The organism is Lentilactobacillus parakefiri, assembly GCF_002157585.1.
Taxonomy (GTDB): Bacteria; Bacillota; Bacilli; order Lactobacillales; family Lactobacillaceae; genus Lentilactobacillus; species Lentilactobacillus parakefiri.
Genome location: NZ_BDGB01000002.1, coordinates 23,534 through 42,510 on the forward strand (window position 1 = coordinate 23,534; position 18,977 = coordinate 42,510).

Annotated in this window: 15 protein-coding genes; 11 read left to right on the plus strand and 4 right to left on the minus strand. The window is 43.3% G+C overall.

Annotated features, from left to right (window positions below; all coding sequences use genetic code 11):
• Positions 1–12 precede the first annotated feature (12 nt).
• Positions 13–1,044 (plus strand): tRNA (adenosine(37)-N6)-threonylcarbamoyltransferase complex transferase subunit TsaD, encoded by a 1,032-nt coding sequence (gene tsaD, locus LPKJCM_RS00225; RefSeq protein ID WP_057962658.1) that lies wholly within the window; start codon positions 13–15, stop codon positions 1,042–1,044.
• A 222-nt stretch (positions 1,045–1,266) separates the two neighbouring features.
• On the opposite strand, the gene LPKJCM_RS00230 is transcribed toward tsaD, so the two are convergent.
• Complete coding sequence (locus tag LPKJCM_RS00230; RefSeq protein WP_225364068.1) at positions 1,267–3,216, minus strand: ABC-F family ATP-binding cassette domain-containing protein; 1,950 nt, start codon at positions 3,214–3,216, stop codon at positions 1,267–1,269.
• Positions 3,217–3,403: 187 nt separating this feature from the next.
• Between LPKJCM_RS00230 and LPKJCM_RS00235 the strand changes: the two genes are divergently transcribed.
• From LPKJCM_RS00235 to kimA, 4 genes are all read left to right on the plus strand, one after another.
• Positions 3,404–4,036 (plus strand): redox-sensing transcriptional repressor Rex, encoded by a 633-nt coding sequence (locus LPKJCM_RS00235; RefSeq protein WP_057962656.1) that lies wholly within the window; start codon positions 3,404–3,406, stop codon positions 4,034–4,036.
• A 225-nt stretch (positions 4,037–4,261) separates the two neighbouring features.
• Complete coding sequence (groES, locus tag LPKJCM_RS00240; protein ID WP_174658988.1) at positions 4,262–4,546, plus strand: co-chaperone GroES; 285 nt, start codon at positions 4,262–4,264, stop codon at positions 4,544–4,546.
• Between the two features lie 93 nt (positions 4,547–4,639).
• The gene (groL, locus tag LPKJCM_RS00245; RefSeq protein WP_057962654.1) at positions 4,640–6,262 is read left to right on the plus strand and encodes a chaperonin GroEL; all 1,623 of its coding nucleotides are present in this window, start codon (positions 4,640–4,642) and stop codon (positions 6,260–6,262) included.
• Between the two features lie 300 nt (positions 6,263–6,562).
• Positions 6,563–8,404, plus strand: coding sequence for a potassium transporter KimA (gene kimA / locus LPKJCM_RS00250; RefSeq protein ID WP_057962653.1), 1,842 nt, complete (start codon positions 6,563–6,565; stop codon positions 8,402–8,404).
• A gap of 237 nt (positions 8,405–8,641) precedes the next feature.
• Here kimA and lrgB read toward each other — a convergent pair whose 3' ends face one another.
• Both lrgB and LPKJCM_RS00260 read right to left on the minus strand, forming a co-directional pair.
• Positions 8,642–9,394: an antiholin-like protein LrgB gene (gene lrgB / locus LPKJCM_RS00255; RefSeq protein ID WP_087069488.1), complete on the minus strand. Its 753-nt coding sequence runs from the start codon at positions 9,392–9,394 to the stop codon at positions 8,642–8,644.
• 18 nt (positions 9,395–9,412) lie between these two features.
• Positions 9,413–9,856, minus strand: coding sequence for a CidA/LrgA family protein (locus LPKJCM_RS00260; protein WP_057962652.1), 444 nt, complete (start codon positions 9,854–9,856; stop codon positions 9,413–9,415).
• Between the two features lie 261 nt (positions 9,857–10,117).
• Between LPKJCM_RS00260 and LPKJCM_RS00265 the strand changes: the two genes are divergently transcribed.
• Complete coding sequence (locus LPKJCM_RS00265) at positions 10,118–11,209, plus strand: glycosyltransferase family 4 protein (protein ID WP_057962651.1); 1,092 nt, start codon at positions 10,118–10,120, stop codon at positions 11,207–11,209.
• Between the two features lie 235 nt (positions 11,210–11,444).
• Here the strand turns inward: LPKJCM_RS00265 and LPKJCM_RS00270 are convergent, their stop codons facing one another.
• Positions 11,445–12,110 carry a YigZ family protein gene (locus LPKJCM_RS00270; protein ID WP_057962650.1) on the minus strand — a complete coding sequence of 222 codons (666 nt, stop codon included), beginning with the start codon at positions 12,108–12,110 and terminating at the stop codon, positions 11,445–11,447.
• A 48-nt stretch (positions 12,111–12,158) separates the two neighbouring features.
• Here LPKJCM_RS00270 and LPKJCM_RS00275 point away from each other — a divergent pair, with 48 nt between their 5' ends.
• The 5 genes from LPKJCM_RS00275 (at position 12,159) to prfB (ending at position 18,723) form a co-directional block, all read left to right on the plus strand.
• A complete protein-coding gene (locus tag LPKJCM_RS00275) occupies positions 12,159–13,481 on the plus strand; it encodes an ATP-dependent helicase ComFA (protein ID WP_057962649.1) in 1,323 nt (440 codons plus the stop codon).
• Complete coding sequence (locus LPKJCM_RS00280; protein ID WP_057962648.1) at positions 13,478–14,170, plus strand: ComF family protein; 693 nt, start codon at positions 13,478–13,480, stop codon at positions 14,168–14,170. The genes LPKJCM_RS00275 and LPKJCM_RS00280 overlap by 4 nt, the downstream gene beginning before the upstream one ends.
• Before the next feature lie 122 nt (positions 14,171–14,292).
• Entirely contained in the window at positions 14,293–14,859 is a 567-nt protein-coding gene (hpf, locus tag LPKJCM_RS00285) for a ribosome hibernation-promoting factor, HPF/YfiA family (protein ID WP_057962647.1), read from the plus strand.
• A gap of 296 nt (positions 14,860–15,155) precedes the next feature.
• The gene (gene secA, locus LPKJCM_RS00290) at positions 15,156–17,519 is read left to right on the plus strand and encodes a preprotein translocase subunit SecA (protein WP_057962646.1); all 2,364 of its coding nucleotides are present in this window, start codon (positions 15,156–15,158) and stop codon (positions 17,517–17,519) included.
• An 81-nt stretch (positions 17,520–17,600) separates the two neighbouring features.
• A protein-coding gene (gene prfB, locus LPKJCM_RS00295; protein WP_179286640.1) for a peptide chain release factor 2 occupies positions 17,601–18,723 on the plus strand; the annotation gives its coding sequence in 2 pieces (ribosomal slippage) (positions 17,601–17,678 and positions 17,680–18,723; 1,122 coding nt in all).
• Positions 18,724–18,977 lie beyond the last annotated feature (254 nt).

Consider the following 18,977-nt stretch of genomic DNA (forward strand, 5'->3'; position numbering starts at 1 on the left):
GGGATGAAATAAGTGGCCAGAGATTTAGTACTTTCATTTGAAACCAGCTGCGATGAGACATCGGTGGCAGTGATTGAGAATGGTAATCGGATCCTTTCGAATATTGTTGCAACACAAATTAAGAGTCACCAGCGGTTTGGCGGTGTTGTTCCTGAAGTTGCCAGCAGACACCATATTGAACAGATTACCAGCTGTATTGGGGATGCATTGCGCGGTGCAAACGTTACTTATGATGAGCTGACTTCAGTGGCCGTGACGTATGGCCCCGGCCTGGTTGGCGCTCTTTTGATTGGGGTGACGGCTGCGAAAGCAGTTGCCTGGGCGCATCACCTACCGCTCGTTCCGGTGAATCACCTGGCGGGTCATATCTATGCGGCCAGACTGGTGGAACCAATTGAATTTCCAGCGATGGCCCTGGTTGTTTCCGGCGGGCACACTGAACTGGTTTATATGCCTGAAGAAAATCAATTTCAAATTATTGGTGAAACTCGGGATGACGCGGCTGGTGAAGCCTATGATAAAATTGGCCGGGTCCTTGGAATTAATTATCCTGCTGGTAAACCGGTTGACGAATTGGCTCATAAAGGTCAAGATACCTTTCATTTTCCGCGGGCAATGGACGCTGACGACAATTTTGACTTCAGCTTCAGTGGATTGAAAAGTGCTTTTATTAATACAGTCCACCATGCAGATCAGATCGGTGAAAAGTTGAGTCATGAGGATCTGGCCGCCAGCTTTCAGCAGGCCGTCGTTGACGTTTTGGCAGATAAGACCAAACGAGCGCTCAAAGAATTTCCAGTTAAACAATTAATTCTCGCCGGTGGGGTTGCGGCCAACCAAGGTCTTCGAGACCGGTTAACCAAAGAAATTGCCGGGTTCAGTGATACTAAGCTTGAATTGGTGCCGTTGTCTCTGTGTGGGGATAATGCCGCTATGATTGGCGCTGCCGGTGAGATGCTGTATCGCCATGGCGTTCGTGGCGATGCCACTTTAAATGCTGATCCAGGTTTGGAGTTTGAGTGGCTGGTGGATGAAGCCAAATAACCGAGTCATCTCTTGAAGTGGTTATTGGAACAATTGGTCATTTTGAGATGAAGGATATTTGAAATATTAAATAAACAACAGCCTGAGTGAAGGATTTTGTCCTTTCACTCAGGCCATTTTTGGCTTGGTGTTTGTTTTGATTGGATGGGTTGCAAGTTCTTTCTAGTGGGTGCAAGTCAAGTTCTGAGGATGGAACAGCTCTCTTTCACTGTGGTTATATCATCATTCACTGTCTTCCAACTTCAAGCTTGCCGCTTCCCAACTGGACTCCGTCTTTGTGATTTGTGCATTCACCGTATCGAGCCGTTGTTGAAGATCCTGAAGTTTTCCCAGGTCGTTGAAAACGTCTGGCTGGGTCATTTCAGCTTCAATCTGATCTTTTGATTGAGTGAGTTCATCGAGCTTAGCTTCCAAAGCCGTAACTTCTCTGGTGAGTTTTCGACGTTCTTTTTGAGCTTGTTTGTTAATCTCGTAATTCTTTTTATCAGTGGTGGGCACGGCAGTAGGGGTTGGGTGATTTGCTGCCTGTTTTTCGGCCTCATGGGCTTTAATGGCTTCTTGCTCATCTTTTTTGTCAACGTAATAATCGTAGTTGCCAAGGTAAAGAGTGGTACCGTGTCTTGATAGTTCAACGACCGCTGTCGCAATTTTGTTGATAAAGTAGCGGTCGTGCGAGACAAATAGGATGGTGCCATCAAACTGATTGAGGGCTTTCTCCAATACTTCTCGACTGTCGATGTCCAGGTGGTTAGTCGGCTCATCCAAAATCAAAAAGTTGTTGTGCTGCATTGCCAGCTTGGTTAGCAGCAGGCGGGCTTTTTCACCGCCCGACAAATCATGGATCATCTTACTAACGTCGTCACCTGAGAAAAGAAAGCTTCCCAAAATGCTTCTGATGTCGCCCTCTGGGGTAGTTGGGTGATCGTCCCACAGCTCTTCGAGAACGGTTTTAGACGCATGCAATGTGGCCTGTTCTTGATCGTAGTATCCGGTATCAACGCCGGTACCAAATTGGGCTTGACCTTTCAAAAAGGGGATGATTCCAAGAATGCTTTTTAGAAGGGTTGATTTGCCAACACCGTTTGGGCCGACAATGGCAATTGCCTGGTGCCGTTTTATGTCTAGGTTAACCGGTTCACAAAGAACGGTGCTGTAGCCAACTGCGGCATTGGCAACGTTGAGGACATTATTGCCACTTTTTGATTTTGGTGAAAACGAAAAGCGAGCGGTTTTTGAATCAGCAGTTGGTTTTTTTAGCTTATCCATTTTTTCGAGCTGTTTTCGGCGAGCCTGTGCTTGTTTAGTGGTCGATGCGCGGACAATATTTTTGTCAACAAACGTCTGCAGCTTTTGAATTTTCACCTGCTGCTTGTCGTATTCTTTCCATTCCTGTTCAATTAACTGGTCCTTTTTCTTGGTATAATCCGTATAATTTCCAGTGAAGTGGTGGAGGGTACCTTGTGACATCTCGTAGACTTCGGTCACAATTCTGTCCAAAAAGTAGCGGTCATGTGAAATGATCAGGAGTGCACCGCTGTAGTTTTGAATGTAGCCTTCAAGCCAGGTGATGGTTTCCACGTCCAGATGATTTGTTGGCTCATCTAATATTAAGAGCTCCGGTTTTTCTAATAATAATTTTGCTAAAGCCAGCTGAGTTTTTTGGCCACCTGACAATTCGTTGATTGGCCGATCATAGTCGGCTTCTTCAAACCCAAATCCGTGGAGAACCCCACGGATTTCAGCATCGTAACCATAGCCGTTGTGTTGTTCAAAGTCCGCGCGGATATTATCATATTGAGATGAGATTGTTTCGTATTCTTCAGTATTGGTGTCCGTGGTTAAAGCGGCCATTTGTTTTTCCAATGAGTGGAGTTTGGCCTCCTGTTCTTTCAGGCTGGCAAAAACCGATGACATTTCGGCGTAGATGCTCTTATCTGAATTAAGGCCGGTATCCTGGGCCAAATACCCGATTGACAAATTCTTTTTGGTGCTGATTCGGCCGCCATCGACGGTTTGTTCGCCGATGATCATTTTGACCAGCGTTGACTTGCCGGCACCGTTACGGCCAACTAGGGCCACCCGGCTTTTTTCCTGGACGGCCAAATTAACTTTTGAGAAAATCGTTTCGCCGTTGAATCGTTTGGTTAGATCTTGTGCTTGTAAGATTATCAAGTATCTGGCCACCTTTCATTTTGTAATTACCAACAATCAATTTTATCATAATTTACAGGGTTTCAGGAATTATTTGTAAGTATTATTTGAAATATATTTCACAAGATGTCATCTTATGTTAGAATGAGGTGTAAATGGAAATTCACAAAGTTCTTTTAACTAAAATGATCAATAGGAGGAAATTTTCTTGACAGCTGAAAATATTCCACGCGCAACCGCTAAACGATTGCCGATATATTATCGATACTTAAATATTTTACATGATACGGGCAAGCAACGAATTTCATCAACAGAATTGGCGGAGGCGGTTCAGGTAGATTCAGCAACCATTCGTCGCGACTTTTCCTATTTTGGCGCGTTGGGAAAACGGGGCTATGGATATGACGTTGACAATCTGCTTGCATTCTTCAAGACGATCCTTAATCAAGAACATCTGACTAATGTGGCTTTAATCGGTGTCGGGAATTTGGGCCATGCACTCTTGAACTTTAATTTTCACAAGGACGGTAACCTCCGAATTTCCGCGGCTTTTGATACAGACGATAAGATTGTCAATACAATCGAAGATGGGGTTCCGGTCTACCCAATTGAGGAACTTTCACATCAATTGCACGACCAACAGATCAAAGTAATTATTTTGACCGTCCCTTCAAAGGTTGCCCAGTCGATTGCGGACGAGGCCGTTTCCGGGGGTGTTAAGGGTATTTTGAACTTTACACCGATTCGACTTCAAGTTCCGGAGAATGTTCTGGTTCAAAACGTTGATCTCACTAATGAGCTGCAGACGTTAATTTATTTCATTGAAAACTTTGGTAAGTAAAATAACGAACAAACTAATGGCGAAACGACCGGTGATTTTGAAAATGCCGGTCATTTCTTTTGCTTTTATTTACCCTTGAAAAGGTGATTGTGATGGAATCTGCCAATAAATGTGCAGAAATCCTTGCAATTGGTCTGAAAAAATAATATATTATAAACAGTGATTAGCACTTTTGTCATATGAGTGCTAATGTTGCTAAAAATTGTTGTAAACGGAGGGACTAACGTGTTAAAACCATTAGGAGATCGCGTCATTATCGAAACTGAAAAAGAAGAGGAAAAGTCGGTTGGCGGTATTGTTCTTGCTGACAACGCAAAGAAGAAGCCACAAGCAGGCACAATTGTTGCCGTGGGCGACGGCCGTGTGTTGGATAACGGTACGAAAGTCGCACCCGTTGTTAAAAAGGGTGACAAGGTGATGTTTGATAAGTACGCCGGAACTGAGATTGAGGATAATGATCAAACCTATCTCGTTCTTCATGAAAAAGACATCGTCGCAATTGTCGAATAAGGCTATTTTAACAAGATAATTGCTAATAAGTGAATTAATTTGAATCATTCAATTAATCAATAATCAAAAATATTTTTTGAGGTGAAATTTGAAATGGCTAAACAAGTAAAGTTTTCTGAAGATGCCCGCAGCGCAATGCTTAAGGGTGTTGATAAATTAGCAGATACGGTTAAAGCAACCATTGGACCAAAGGGTCGTAACGTTGTTTTGGAACAAAGTGCTGGTACACCGACCATTACTAATGATGGTGTCACCATCGCCAAGTCAATTGAATTACCAGATCATTTTGAAAACATGGGTGCCAAATTAGTTTCTGAAGTTGCTTCAAAGACTAACGATGTTGCTGGTGATGGTACGACTACTGCCACAGTCTTAACCCAAGCAATTGTGAATGAAGGTATGAAGAACGTCACTGCCGGTGCTAACCCAGTTGGTATTCGTCGTGGGATTGAACAGGCTACCAAGGCAGCCGTTGACGCGCTTCACAAAATGTCTCATGATGTTAAGACAAAAGATGACATTGCCCAAATTGCTTCAATTTCATCTGCCAACACTGAAGTTGGTAAGTTGATTGCCGATGCAATGGAAAAGGTTGGTCATGATGGTGTGATTACCATTGAAGAATCACGTGGTGTTGATACCAGCTTGGATGTCGTTGAAGGAATGCAATTTGATCGTGGTTACATGTCACAATACATGGTCACCGATAACGACAAGATGGAAGCTAACTTGGACAATCCATACATCCTGGTCACTGACAAGAAGATTACGAACATTCAAGATATTTTGCCATTGCTGCAAAAGATTGTTGAACAAGGCCGTTCACTTTTGATCATCGCCGATGATATTGGTGGCGAAGCCCTTCCAACTCTTGTATTGAACAAGATGAGAGGAACATTCAACGTGGTTGCTGTTAAGGCGCCTGGATTTGGTGATCGTCGTAAAGATCAATTACAAGATATTGCCATTTTGACTGGTGCAACCTTGATTACCGATGATCTTGGTTTGAACTTGAAGGATGCAACCCTTGAACAACTTGGCCAAGCAAACAAAGTTAACGTTACCAAGGATTCAACCACGATTGTTGATGGTTCCGGATCAAATGATGAAATTGCCAAACGAGTTGCTGAAATTAAGACTCAAATTGAAAAGACTACTTCAGACTTTGACCGTGATAAGTTAAAGGAGCGTCTTGCTAAGTTATCAGGCGGAGTTGCCGTTGTTCGTGTCGGTGCCGCTACCGAGACTGAATTAAAGGAAAAGAAGTATCGGATTGAAGATGCTTTGAATGCTACCCGTGCCGCTGTTGAGGAAGGATTCGTCCCTGGTGGTGGAACTGCTTTGATTAATGTCATTCCAGAAATCGCCAAGTTGGATGCTGAAGCTGGTGGTGACGAAGAGACTGGTATTCGAATCGTCCTTCGTGCGCTTGAAGAGCCTGTTCGTCAAATCGCTGAAAATGCCGGTGTTGAAGGCTCAGTGATTGTTGAAAAGCTCAAGGATGAAAAGCCTGGAATTGGTTACAATGCTGCCAACGGTAAATTTGAAGACATGATCAGTGATGGGATTGTTGATCCAACCAAGGTTACCCGTTCAGCCCTTCAAAATGCCGCTTCTGTTTCAGCCTTGCTGCTGACAACCGAAGCCGTTGTTGCTGACGAGCCAAAGGATGATACACCGCAAGCTCCAATGCCACAACCAGGAATGGGTATGTAATTAAGCGTTAAATCATTGATTTGAATGAAAGTATTGTACAATAAGCATCGATTCCAAATCGGGATTGGTGCTTATTTTGTGCTTGCGAAGTCACTCATTTCATATTAGAGTAGTGAGCATGTGGTTCGGATATTGCATTTCTTCTTTGAACTGAGTTAATTTAGTATCATTAGGCCTGGGTGGTGATTTACTGTGATCCTATTCAGGCGTACATATCAAGACTTGTTTTTAGTTGCCAGAAGGACTATCATTTTATGGTTCACAAGAATGGTAGATTATTAAATAAAGGAGTAACTATTTATGTGGCGCTATCTCAAACGGCTCCTTATTGGAAAGCCATTAAAGACCACTGATGAGGGTGGTCAATCTTTAACCAAATTTAAAGCACTGGCTTTACTATCATCCGATGCGCTCTCATCAGTTGCATATGGTACTGAGCAGATTACGACCATTTTGATAACATTGTCGGCAGCTGCGTTGATGTATCAAATTTGGGTTGCGGCCCTTGTTTTGATTCTGTTGGCTGCGATTACCTTGTCATACCAGCAAATTATTCACGCCTATCCCTCTGGAGGAGGTGCCTACGTTGTTGCCAGCACCAACTGGGGTGAGCAGGCGGGACTGATTGCCGGCGGCTCTCTATTGGTTGATTACATGTTGACCGTTGCCGTATCAACCACATCAGCGACCGAAGCGATTACATCAGCGATTCCGTCTTTATATTCGCACGGCGTGTTGATTTCCTGTCTGATTGTTGTCGGGATCATGCTTTTGAACCTTCGAGGCATTCGAGAGTCTGCTTCATTTTTGACGTTACCGGTTTACTTGTTCATCGTGATGATTATTGCAATGATCATTTACGGCGGTTACAACATCATGACCGGCAGCATCGAATACCATGCAGCCGCACACATTGGGGCGCCTGTTGAAGGAATGACCCTGGTGCTGTTCTTTAGAGCCTTCTCATCCGGATCATCTTCACTGACCGGTGTTGAAGCAATTAGTAACGCGGTACCAAATTTTAACAAACCCAAGAGTAAGAATGCTGCGGCAACCTTGGCTATCATGGCAACTATTTTAGCCTGCTTCTTTGGCGGGATTACCTTCCTGAGTTACTACATGGGGATTGTTCCTAACAGTCATGAAACCGTGCTGTCACAGATTGGTGAGTCCGTATTTGGCCACGGAATTGTCTACTATGTCCTTCAGTTGTCGACCGCTATGATTTTGGCGGTTGCTGCCAATACCGGATTTTCAGCGTTTCCAATTTTGGCTTATAACTTGGCCAAAGATAAGTTCTTACCCCATGCCTATCTCGACAAAGGAGATCGACTGGGTTACTCTAACGGAATTATTTCCTTAGCCGTTGGTGCGATTGTCTTAATTCAAATCTTTGGTGGCCGAACCAATTCACTGATTCCATTGTATGCCGTCGGTGTGTTCATTCCATTTACGTTGTCACAGTCCGGGATGATTATCCATTGGCGGAGAAATCGGGGGAAAAATTGGCAGATGAAGTCGGTCATTAACTTCATCGGAGCGTTTATTTCACTGACCTTGGTTACCTGCCTGTTCTTACTGAGGTTCCCAAATGTTTGGCCGTATCTGATTGTGATGCCGATTCTTTTGAGGATTTTCTACAAGATTAATCATCACTACAAGCGGGTTGCCGAACAGCTGCGAGTGGTAGAAGAAAATACTGAAATTGCCACAACTCACCATTTTGACGGCTCAACGGTGATCGTTTTGGTCAGTGGGGTTACCCGTGTGACGGCCAATGCGATCAGCTATGCACAGTCGATTGGCGATTATGTGATTGCCATGCACGTTTCCTTTGATTCTAATCCAGAGAAGGAGCACAAGACGTCTGAGCAGTTTAAGAAGGACTTCCCGGATGTTCGGTTTGTTGATATTCATTCGTCATATCGTTCGATTGCACAACCAACCTTACGATTCTGTGATGTGATTGCCAAACGGGCTGCTGATCGCAACTACTCAACAACGGTTCTGGTGCCACAATTTGTTCCACGGCACCGCTGGGAGAACGTTCTGCATAACCAAACTAGTTTGAGATTAAGAACCATTTTAAATTCACGACAAAATATTATTATTTCCACTTATAACTACCACCTGCGTGAGTAGTTGGACTGGTAAGAAAAGCGGAACATCCAATTCGGGTGTTCCGCTTTTTATCATTCTATGCACCAAGTGGACCTGATTATGAGTATCGGTTCCTGTACAGTCACTTGAGCTCAGTTGCAGGTAAGTAACTGTATTTGCGAAGAAAAGGCACACAAGTGAATTGGTCGGCTTGTGAAGGGGATCGATGGCAAAATAAAAGGGCCACTCAAATGAGTGACGCCTTTCAAGGAATGGAAATTATTTAACGATTCCCATAAAGTTAGCAAATGTTGGAACAACGATGTCAACAACGATTGAAATGATAACAACCGCAATGGCAGCCATGGCACCAGATACAGAACTTAATTGGATGGCCTTTGCTGAACCAACCGTGTGTCCGGCAGTTCCTAATCCAAGACCTTGGCCAATTGGTTCAGTCAAGTGGAACAGTTTGATTAACCAAGTTGCCAAAGCGTAGATCAGAACGGCGTTCAAGATACATGCCATAGCAGTGATAGCAGGAGTACCTCCGATAGCACCAGAGATAGGCATTGCAATAGCTGTAGTGGCAGCTTGTGGAAGCATTGAAGCAATTCCGTTGTTGTCCAAGCCGATGAGTTTTGAAACACCGTAGATGATGAACAGTGAGATGAACAAACCAATAATTAATGATAGCAGAATCTCTAACCAGAATCGTTTAACAATATCGTTACGCTTGTACAGAGGAACGGCAAACGCAATGGTTGCTGGGTTCAAGAACCAGAAGATGATATCTCCACCCGGCTTGTAGGCGTTAGTGTAGAACCAAGTAACGTCAACACCGAACATCTTAGCCATGAGCCAGAGAATGAAGATTCCGAGTACCATCCCAACGAACAGTGGTTGGAATAAGAAGAATCCTTTACCAATCTTGAATAGCCATTGACCAAACAAGAAAACAAGTAATGACAAGCAGATACCAAAAATTGGTGTCCCTAGATACGTGATGATAGTTGTTTGTGTAGCAGACATTTATATTCACCCCTTCGATTATTTTTTATCGACCGTTTCACTAACACTAATATCGCCGTGGAACACAGTCTTTCGGATCCAAATGAAGAATGATGTGGTGTAAGCAATAACAACCAGTAAGACAACTGTCGAAATAATAATAGCAACAATAAGCTGTACACCTTGTGCCTTCATGATATCAAGTGAAGCAGTCAATTGAATTCCTGAAGGAACGAATAGAAAAGCAATCATACCAATCATGAACGTTGCAAATTTATCTACCCATTCAACCTTAATAATATGGAACATTAATAGGAGATAAAGAAGAACTAATCCAATAACTGGTGTTGGTACTGGAAATGTTGGTGGAAATAGTGGTGAAATTAAACTGGAAACAAACAATACCCCGGCGAAGATACCCATTTGAATAAGAATGGGGGCATCTTTCGTCTCGGCTTGTGTAGTATTTGTTTTGTCAGCCATAATAAAAACTCCTTCCGTTTGTGAAATATAAAATATTTGAAACTGTTGTCTTACAATCTCTATTATAAATGTTTTTGTGAAATATGACAAGTGAAAACGATCGCATTTTTTTTGAAATGTGAAAACTCACACAATTGGTCCGGTTTAATTGTTTGAGTAGACACCTTTACTTTGTGAGGCAGGCATACCTTGTTTTTATGAATTGTCATTTGTATAATTGACTTAATATTGATTTGGAAGGAAATAAGTGAGGTTACAATTTTGAAATTCGAGATCATTGTGTCTTTATTTGCTACCATGATTCTTTCTGCAGTCTTAACCCCATTTATTCGGAAACTTGCTTTTGCCGTTGGGGCAGAGGATCGGCCAAATAAGCGGCGGGTTAATAAAATTCCAATGCCAACGATTGGTGGGTTGGCAATTTTTATTGCCTACACTTTTACGACCATGATTTTATTGCGGGACCAGTTTCCGACCAAAATCTTGTGGGGCGTGTACGGTGGGGAAGTCATCATCATTTTAACCGGAATTATCGATGATATTTTCGTCTTGAAGCCCCGCCAAAAAGTGTTGGGGATTTCAATCGCCGCCCTTTGGGTTTATTTCACCGCTGGCGTTAAAATGACCACCATTACACTACCATTTATCACAATTCATCTTGGTTGGCTGAGCTTGCCGGTTACTTGGATCTGGATTTTGGCGATTACCAACGCGGTTAATTTGATTGATGGCTTAGACGGTTTGGCCACTGGGGTTGCAATTATTGCACTCACCACAATGGGAATTACGGCAATGTTTTTCTTAAACGTGGGAAATATTTTTGTTGCCATTATGATTTTTACCCTGGTTGCCGCCTGCATTGGCTTTTTACCGTACAACTTTTTCCCGGCAAGAATTTATTTGGGTGATACGGGTGCGTTGTTCATTGGTTTCATGATGTCGGTCTTTTCACTGTTTGGATTAAAGAACGCGACCTTCATCACTTTGTTGATCCCTGTGATGATCCTGGGCGTGCCAATTACCGATACTGTGTTTGCGATTTTCCGGCGATTATTGAACAAGGAACCGATTACCCATGCTGATAAACGTCATTTACACCACCGATTGATGCAAATCGGCTTGACCCATCGGCAAACGGTTTTGGTTATTTATGGGATTGCCCTGATTTTTTCGTTTATCTCACTCCTTTATCCGATTTCAACCTTGTGGGGGTCAATTTTGCTGACAATCGCTGTGTTAATCGGCCTTGAATTGTTTGTGGAAACGATTGGCCTGGTTGGTGAAGATCGACAGCCGTTGTTGAATGGGATTAAGAAGTTGGTTAAAGATACGACTAGTAAAGATAATCACTAGCATGATAAAAAAGTCTGCCAAATCTTTGGCGGACTTTTTTGTTCGTTATTGGATTGTTTGGCAGGAAAGAGGCTGGGATAAAAATAATTATCGTCTCACCCAGACTTCTACAGTGTGAATATTCCATAGCAAAAACGTGGAAATTAAAGCAGTTTCCGGCCATATAAGCCAGCAGTCCAAATATCCAAACCCGGGATATTCGGACTGCTGGCTTATATTCTGGAAACTAACCGCTTTAATTTCCACTCTCATTTTGTCGCTTTTCACGGGAATAAGGAACTTCAAAGATTTGATAGCCACCTTTTTGATAAGAAAATTGGTCACTCAATAAATTCGTGATCTGAGTGATCAAGGAGTCAAAGTCCTCATCACTCACGGCGATTACCACTTGGATCTTAGCTGTATAGGTGGTCTCTTCAATGGGAATTGATTGGCTTTCGAGGAAATACTTCAATTTATCGAACTGATTATAATCAATGGTCAGGGTGATTTTTTGTTTATTAACCAGTTTAACGATCCCCAGCGAATCAACCGTTGTCGATGTCGCATTGCTATAAGCCCGAATTAGGCCGCCAGCACCAAGTTTGATGCCACCGAAATACCGGGTCACGACTGCTAAAACATTATGCAGTTCATTCATTTTGAGGACTTCCAAGATGGGAACGCCGGCAGTTCCGGACGGTTCGCCATTGTCGCTTTCACGCTGGATATGGTCATCGTCACCCAGCATATAGGCATAACAATTATGGTTGGCCTTCGGATTTTCTTTGGTTACTTGTTCGATGATGCCTTTTGCCTGATCCTCACTATCAATTCGTGCCATGTTGCAGAGAAAACGGGATTTTTTAATTTCAATTTCATGCGTACCGTTTGATTTAATGGTCAGTGATTCATTTTTCAAAAAGGATTCCTCCAGTATTTGCGTACTTATAGATTGAGGTGACAATCTATGATTAATGATATATCAGAGTTGTACGGCCGCCAAATCCCACAGCGTGACCTGGCGGCGTCGCTACAAAGGGCAGTGGACATTCACTTGCGTCCGGCCATCAGCCATGATCACGGATTGGTGTGTCAGCGTTGTGGGTCAAAACTACGCCGCTCACTTGCCAGCTTACCTAATCACCACTTTTATTGCTATGTGTGTATTCAGATGGGGCGGGTGGACACTTTGTCGCCATTGGCATATATGGAAGAGCCCAATCGTTTTTCCGATAATCAAAGCCCATTGTCTTGGTTGGGACAGCTGACTGAATTGCAAACCGAGTGTGCCAATAAAGTCATTGAGGTGTTTCAACGACGCCAACACCATTTATTATGGGCGGTCACGGGTGCCGGCAAGACTGAAATGCTGTTTAAAGGGATTAGCTGGGCGGTTGCAAACGGTCTGAGAGTTGGAATTGCTTCACCGCGTGTGGACGTGTGCATCGAACTGTTTCCACGAATTCAAGCCGCCTTCAATCAAGTTTCAATGGTCCTGCTGCATGGTAAGAGTGAACAACGCTACCAATATAGTCAGATTACGATCTGTACGACCCACCAACTGTTACGATTCTACCACGCCTTTGACGTCTTGATTATCGACGAAGTGGATGTTTTCCCATATTCGGGCAATCCGATGCTTCACTATGGGGTTCAAAATGCGATTAAGCCTGCTGGCGCCATGCTTTATTTAACGGCCACCCCCGATCAAGCCTTATTTAAAGCGATTTCCAGAAAAAAACTGTCAGTTAGTTACTTGCCGATTAGATATCATGGGCACTATTTGCCGGAAATTTCAGTCATTCGTGTTAAAAATCTTGCTCAACAGATTCAAACTTCCAAATTACCCAAGCAGATTTTAAGGATCATTGCCGAGTTGGTTGCAGAAAAGCAGCGATTTTTATTGTTCGTTCCCCACATCAAGGATTTGACCCGGGTGGCTGATGCCATCAAGAATGCTGGAATCATGGCAAAATTTGAAACCGTCTTTTCTGCCGACCCTGACAGGCTTGAGAAGGTGGCCTTAATGCGCAAACGGCAACTGGACTTTTTGATTACAACCACCATTTTGGAACGCGGCGTCACGTTTCCAGGAATTGATGTCCTGGTATTGAAGGCTGATAATGACATTTTCTCAGCAGCCGCACTGGTTCAAATCGCCGGACGGGTTGGTCGAAATACTGACCGACCGACGGGGCAGGTACTTTTTTATTGTGAAGTAAAAACGCCCAACATCAAATCATGTGACCGCCAGATTAAGCTGATGAATCGGAAGGCGGCTAAATTATGAAAGACTGCCTGTTGTGTGGGGCCGGACTGAGAAATGAAATGCCGCTTGGCGACCTGATTCGCCTAACACCATTACGCAAAAGAACGATTTGTGAACCCTGTTCTGCCGCTTTCTCTCCGCTTGAGTCCTTTCCCACCTGTTCTGGCTGCGGCCGGAAGCGAACAAAAGAAATGCCTGATCCGTGCTACGATTGCCAACGCTGGGAGAAGGACAGTCAGTTCAAATTTATCAACACTGCGTTGTTTGAATATAACCCAGCGATGAAGGATTATATGAAGCGTTACAAGTTTGCCGGTGATTATCGACTACGGCAAGTGTTTTCTGAACGGATTCATGAACAGCTAAGAAAGCAGTCGGCGATTATTGTCCCGGTCCCGGTGGGAGCAGATACCATGGCCACTCGCGGGTTTAATCAGGTGACCGGGCTTTTAGAAAGCGACCGCTACTTGGAACTATTAAACGTCCGACTTGATAAGAAAACGATCCGCCAATCGGAGAAGAATCGCCAAGATCGACTGATGTTGGGTCAACCGTTTGAAATGATGGCACCAGAAAAAAATCAAATTAAAAATCAGGCTGTTTTATTAGTTGATGATGTCTATACAACCGGTACCACCATTAGGCATGCGGCAGCTCTTCTCCTTCAAGCAGGCGCGGCTTCTGTGAGGGGATTGACCCTTGCAAGATAAAGAAATCCAGACCCAATGATTGTTAAAATGCGAACTTTCAATTATACTAAAGTTGTAGCCAGTAATGAAAGTGATTTCATTAGTGGACCATTAAGCCTTTAATGGTGAAGGGAGAGAACGCTATGCTAATTTTTAACATTCGTGGTGAAAACATTGAGGTAACCCAGGCGATCCGGGATTACGTTGAAAAACGGATCAGTAAACTGGAGAAATACTTTGAAAAGGATATGAAAAATACAGCTCATGTCAATTTGGAGGTTTATCCAGATAAGCAAGCAAAAGTTGAGGTAACCATTCCTTTGCCATACTTAACTTTGAGAGCCGAAGAAATGTCTAACGATTTGTATGCAAGTGTTGATCTGGTGACAGACAAGCTTGAACGTCAAATTCGTAAGTACAAGACCAAGGTTAACCGCAAATCTCGTGAAAAAGGATTTAAGAATCTTGAATTTGCACCTGCCGCAGATACTTCTGCCAGCGATTCAGATTCTGATGACGAATCCAAGTTCCAAGTTGTTCGTACAAAACAACTGGCTTTAAAGCCAATGGATAACGAGGAAGCCATTCTTCAAATGGACATGTTGGGCCATGATTTCTTCATCTATGAAGATGCAGAAACTTCAGGCATCAACATCGTCTACCGTCGTAATGATGGCCGTTATGGCTTGATTGAGACCGGCGAAGAATAATTAAGATAATCATTAGCGGCCATCATGATGCGCCGTTCAAAGGGTTGGGGATAAGTTGAACTTTAATTTATCCCCAATCTTTTAGTCTGTGAAAACATTTGCTGTCCAATATTACCTTTGACCTTTCATATCCACTCAAAATGTATTATTATGATTAAATGCCGCTGATGCATTGTTTTTTGTGTTTTCATGAGCGGCCTAAAATGTTACACTAAATAAGTATGTAGTCTACAAATACTAAGAACAATTACTAAGAGAAATTTGATCAGTATTTTATTTTAGAAGGGAATTTACTAATGGCTAATATTTTAAGAACATGGGTTGAAAGTGATACGCGCGAACAAAAACGACTCAGTAAAATTGCTGACAAAGTTGGTTCGTATGCTGAAGCGTATCGTCAACTCAGTGATGAGGAATTACAAGCCAAGACACCGGAATTAAAAAAACGTTATCAAGACGGCGAAACACTCGATGATTTGCTTCCGGAAGCATTTGCTGTTGCCCGTGAAGGTGCAAAGCGCGTCTTGGGTTTGTACCCATTCCACGTCCAAATCATGGGTGGAATTGTTCTTCATGAAGGAAATATTGCAGAAATGAAAACTGGTGAAGGGAAGACTTTAACCGCCACCATGCCAGTTTATTTAAATGCACTTGCAGGCGAAGGCGTTCACGTGGTCACGGTTAACGAATACCTTTCTCAACGTGATGCGACTGAAATGGGTGAGTTATATAACTGGCTCGGCCTGACGGTTGGGGTTAACACGACTGAAAAAGACGCTGATGAGAAGCGGGAAGCCTACGCTGCCGACATCACCTACTCAACCAACGGAGAAATCGGTTTCGATTATCTGCGTGATAACATGGTTGCTTATAAAGAACAAATGGTTCAACGTTCTTTGAACTTTGCGATTGTCGATGAAGTTGACTCGATTTTAATTGATGAGGCCAGAACCCCATTGATTATTTCCGGTCAATCAAGTGGTACTTCAGACCTTTACCAACGAACGGATCGATTTGCCAAAACCCTGCACGAGGGCGATGACTTTAAACTTGATCTGGAAACCAAGACGGTCTCATTGACCGATCAAGGAATTGAAAAGGCTGAGAAGTACTTTAACTTGAAAAACCTCTATGATACCGATAACACGGCTTTAACCCACCATTTGGACCAAGCATTGCGGGCCAACTTTATCATGCTTCGCGATAAGGATTATGTGGTTCAAGACGATGAAGTGAAGATTGTTGATTCCTTTACCGGACGAATCATGGAAGGCCGTCGCTTCTCCGATGGTCTTCACCAAGCCCTTGAAGCAAAAGAAGGGGTGACGATTAACGAAGAAAGTAAGACAATGGCAACCATTACTTACCAGAACCTTTTCCGGATGTACAAGAAGCTTGCCGGAATGACCGGTACTGCCAAGACTGAAGCTGAAGAATTCCGTGAGATTTATAACATGGAAGTTATTTCGGTTCCAACCAACAAACCGGTTGTCCGGGTTGATCATCCAGACGTTTTATACCCAACTTTGGAGTCTAAGTTTGAAGCGGTGGTTAATAAGATTAAGGAACTCCACAAAAAGGGTCAGCCAATGTTGGTTGGTACCGTTGCGGTTGAGACTTCTGAATATTTGTCACAACGACTCGATGAAGAAAAAATTCCTCACGTGGTGTTGAATGCCAAAAATCATGCTAAGGAAGCTGAAATTGTTGCTAACGCCGGTCAAAGGGGTGCCGTTACCATCGCCACCAACATGGCTGGTCGTGGGACAGATATCAAATTAGGACCTGGGGTTGTTGAACTTGGCGGTTTGGCCGTTATTGGGACTGAACGACACGAGTCACGACGGATTGATAACCAGCTGCGTGGCCGTTCAGGACGTCAAGGTGATCCCGGCTTGTCACAATTTTATTTGTCACTTGAAGATGACTTGATGCGTCGTTTTGGTTCTGAAAAGATCAAAAACTTCCTGGAACATTTAAATGTCGAGGGTGAAGACGCCGTTATTCGTTCAAGAATGATTACTAAGCAAGTTGAATCAGCCCAGAAGCGGGTTGAAGGGAACAACTACGATTCACGGAAGAACGTTTTGCAATACGATGACGTAATGAGACAACAGCGTGAAGTTATTTACGGTGAGCGTCGTGAAGTCATTGATGAGCAAAAGGACCTGAAGTGGGTTATCATACCAATGATTGAGCGAACCATTAACCGAATCGTTGATTTGCATACTCAGGGTGAAAAAGAATATTGGGATCTTCAAACTATCTTAGACTTTGCGATTAGCGCTATGGTCAGCCCAGACCAGATTTCTTTGGAAGACTTCCAAGGCAAATCAGCTGATGAAATCAAGCAAATGCTGATGGATTTGGCAAACAAAGAATATAAAGAAAAGCAAGAACAACTTTATGATGAATCTCAAATGCTTGAATTCGAAAAAGTTGTCATCTTACGAGTTGTCGATTCTCACTGGACCGATCACATTGACATTATGGATCAATTACGTCAATCAATTGGCCTCCGTGGTTACGGTCAACAAAACCCACTGGTTGAATATCAACGAGAAGGGTACAAGATGTTCGAAGAAATGATTGCTGATATTGAATATGATGCAACTCGTCTGTTCATGAAGGCCGAAATTCGTCAAAACATGCAACGTTAATATGTATTGGGAAAGAATCCGGCAATGATGATTGTTTGGATTCTTTCTTTAGAATTGGCAGAACTTTTAGAGGAGAATAATATGTCATTTGAATTAAGTGAAGCAAAAAAACAAATCGCTGAAATGCAAAAAGCCATCGATGGCTTTGGGAGGTCGCTTTGACCTCGATGCCTTAAGCGAAAGCATTGCCATTAATGAGGCGAAGATGGCTGAACCGGGCTTTTGGGATGATCAAGAATCCGCTCAAAAACTGATTGATCAAACCAATAAGTTGAAAAATAAGCGGGACGATTTTGTTGGCCTCAAAAATCAGCTGGATGATCTCAAAGTCACTTTGGAGTTGATTGAAGAAGATTCCCACTCGGGGATGGAAGGCGAATTTGAGAACGCCGAAAAGCTGCTCAAATCAAAATTGGATCGCTATCAGTTAAATTTGCTCCTCAATGGCAAATACGATCATAACAATGCCATTTTGGAAATTCACCCTGGAGCTGGTGGTACCGAAGCCCAAGATTGGGGATCAATGCTGCTTAGGATGTACACCCGTTGGGCAGAGGCTCATGGATTTACCGTCCAGACATTGGATTACCAGGTTGGGGATGTCGCCGGCCTGAATAGTGTCTCACTGTTGATCAGCGGTGAAAACGCCTATGGCTACCTGCGTTCCGAAAAGGGAATCCATCGACTGGTGAGACTGTCACCATTTGATTCTGCCGGCCGTCGGCACACTTCGTTTGCTTCAGTGGACGTGATGCCTGAATTAAACGATGACGTTTCAATTGACATTAATCCGGATGATCTGCGGATTGATGTTTATCGATCCAGCGGGGCCGGTGGTCAGCATATTAACAAGACTTCTTCAGCCGTTCGAATTACTCATTTGCCGACTGGAATCGTTGCTGCCAGCCAAGCTCAGCGATCACAACTTCAAAACCGGCAAACGGCAATGAACATGTTGAAATCAAAGTTGTATGAATTGGAAGAAGAGAAGAAAGCCGAAGAAAAGGCCAAAATTGAGGGTGAACAAAAAGAGATCGGCTGGGGGTCACAAATCCGCTCCTATGTCTTTCACCCGTATTCGATGGTCAAAGATCACAGAACCAACTATGAAACCGCCAATGTTAACGGCGTGATGGACGGCGATTTGGATCCGTTTATCAACGCTTACCTGCAGTGGCAATTGAGTCAAAACAATCCTGATTAGTGACGCTTGAAGTGATTTAGCTGCTGTTATCCGTCGCTGGTAGATTAAAAATATGCGAATCATCCACAGGCTGGGACATTAGTTGTTACGATAGTTTTTGTTGCAACTCTGATTACCACTTTTATATTGATAAAACTTGCGACGACGGCCAGCGTAGTTTGCCTAGCCTACATGGCAAACGGCTGATCCCCGCCACTTAACAAATAAACGCAGTCATTCCAAAATCCGGAATAACTGCGTTTATTTGGGTTCTT

Excerpts from the sequence above, each read along its gene's own strand:
- groL (WP_057962654.1), top strand. The coding sequence starts at position 4,640 with ATGGCTAAACAAGTAAAGTTTTCTGAAGATGCCCGCAGCGCAATGCTT.
- hpf (WP_057962647.1), top strand. The coding sequence starts at position 14,293 with ATGCTAATTTTTAACATTCGTGGTGAAAACATTGAGGTAACCCAGGCG.
- lrgB (WP_087069488.1), bottom strand. The coding sequence starts at position 9,394 with ATGTCTGCTACACAAACAACTATCATCACGTATCTAGGGACACCAATT.
- LPKJCM_RS00275 (WP_057962649.1), top strand. The coding sequence starts at position 12,159 with ATGATTAATGATATATCAGAGTTGTACGGCCGCCAAATCCCACAGCGT.
- LPKJCM_RS00260 (WP_057962652.1), bottom strand. The coding sequence starts at position 9,856 with ATGGCTGACAAAACAAATACTACACAAGCCGAGACGAAAGATGCCCCC.
- LPKJCM_RS00280 (WP_057962648.1), top strand. The coding sequence starts at position 13,478 with ATGAAAGACTGCCTGTTGTGTGGGGCCGGACTGAGAAATGAAATGCCG.
- secA (WP_057962646.1), top strand. The coding sequence starts at position 15,156 with ATGGCTAATATTTTAAGAACATGGGTTGAAAGTGATACGCGCGAACAA.
- kimA (WP_057962653.1), top strand. The coding sequence starts at position 6,563 with ATGTGGCGCTATCTCAAACGGCTCCTTATTGGAAAGCCATTAAAGACC.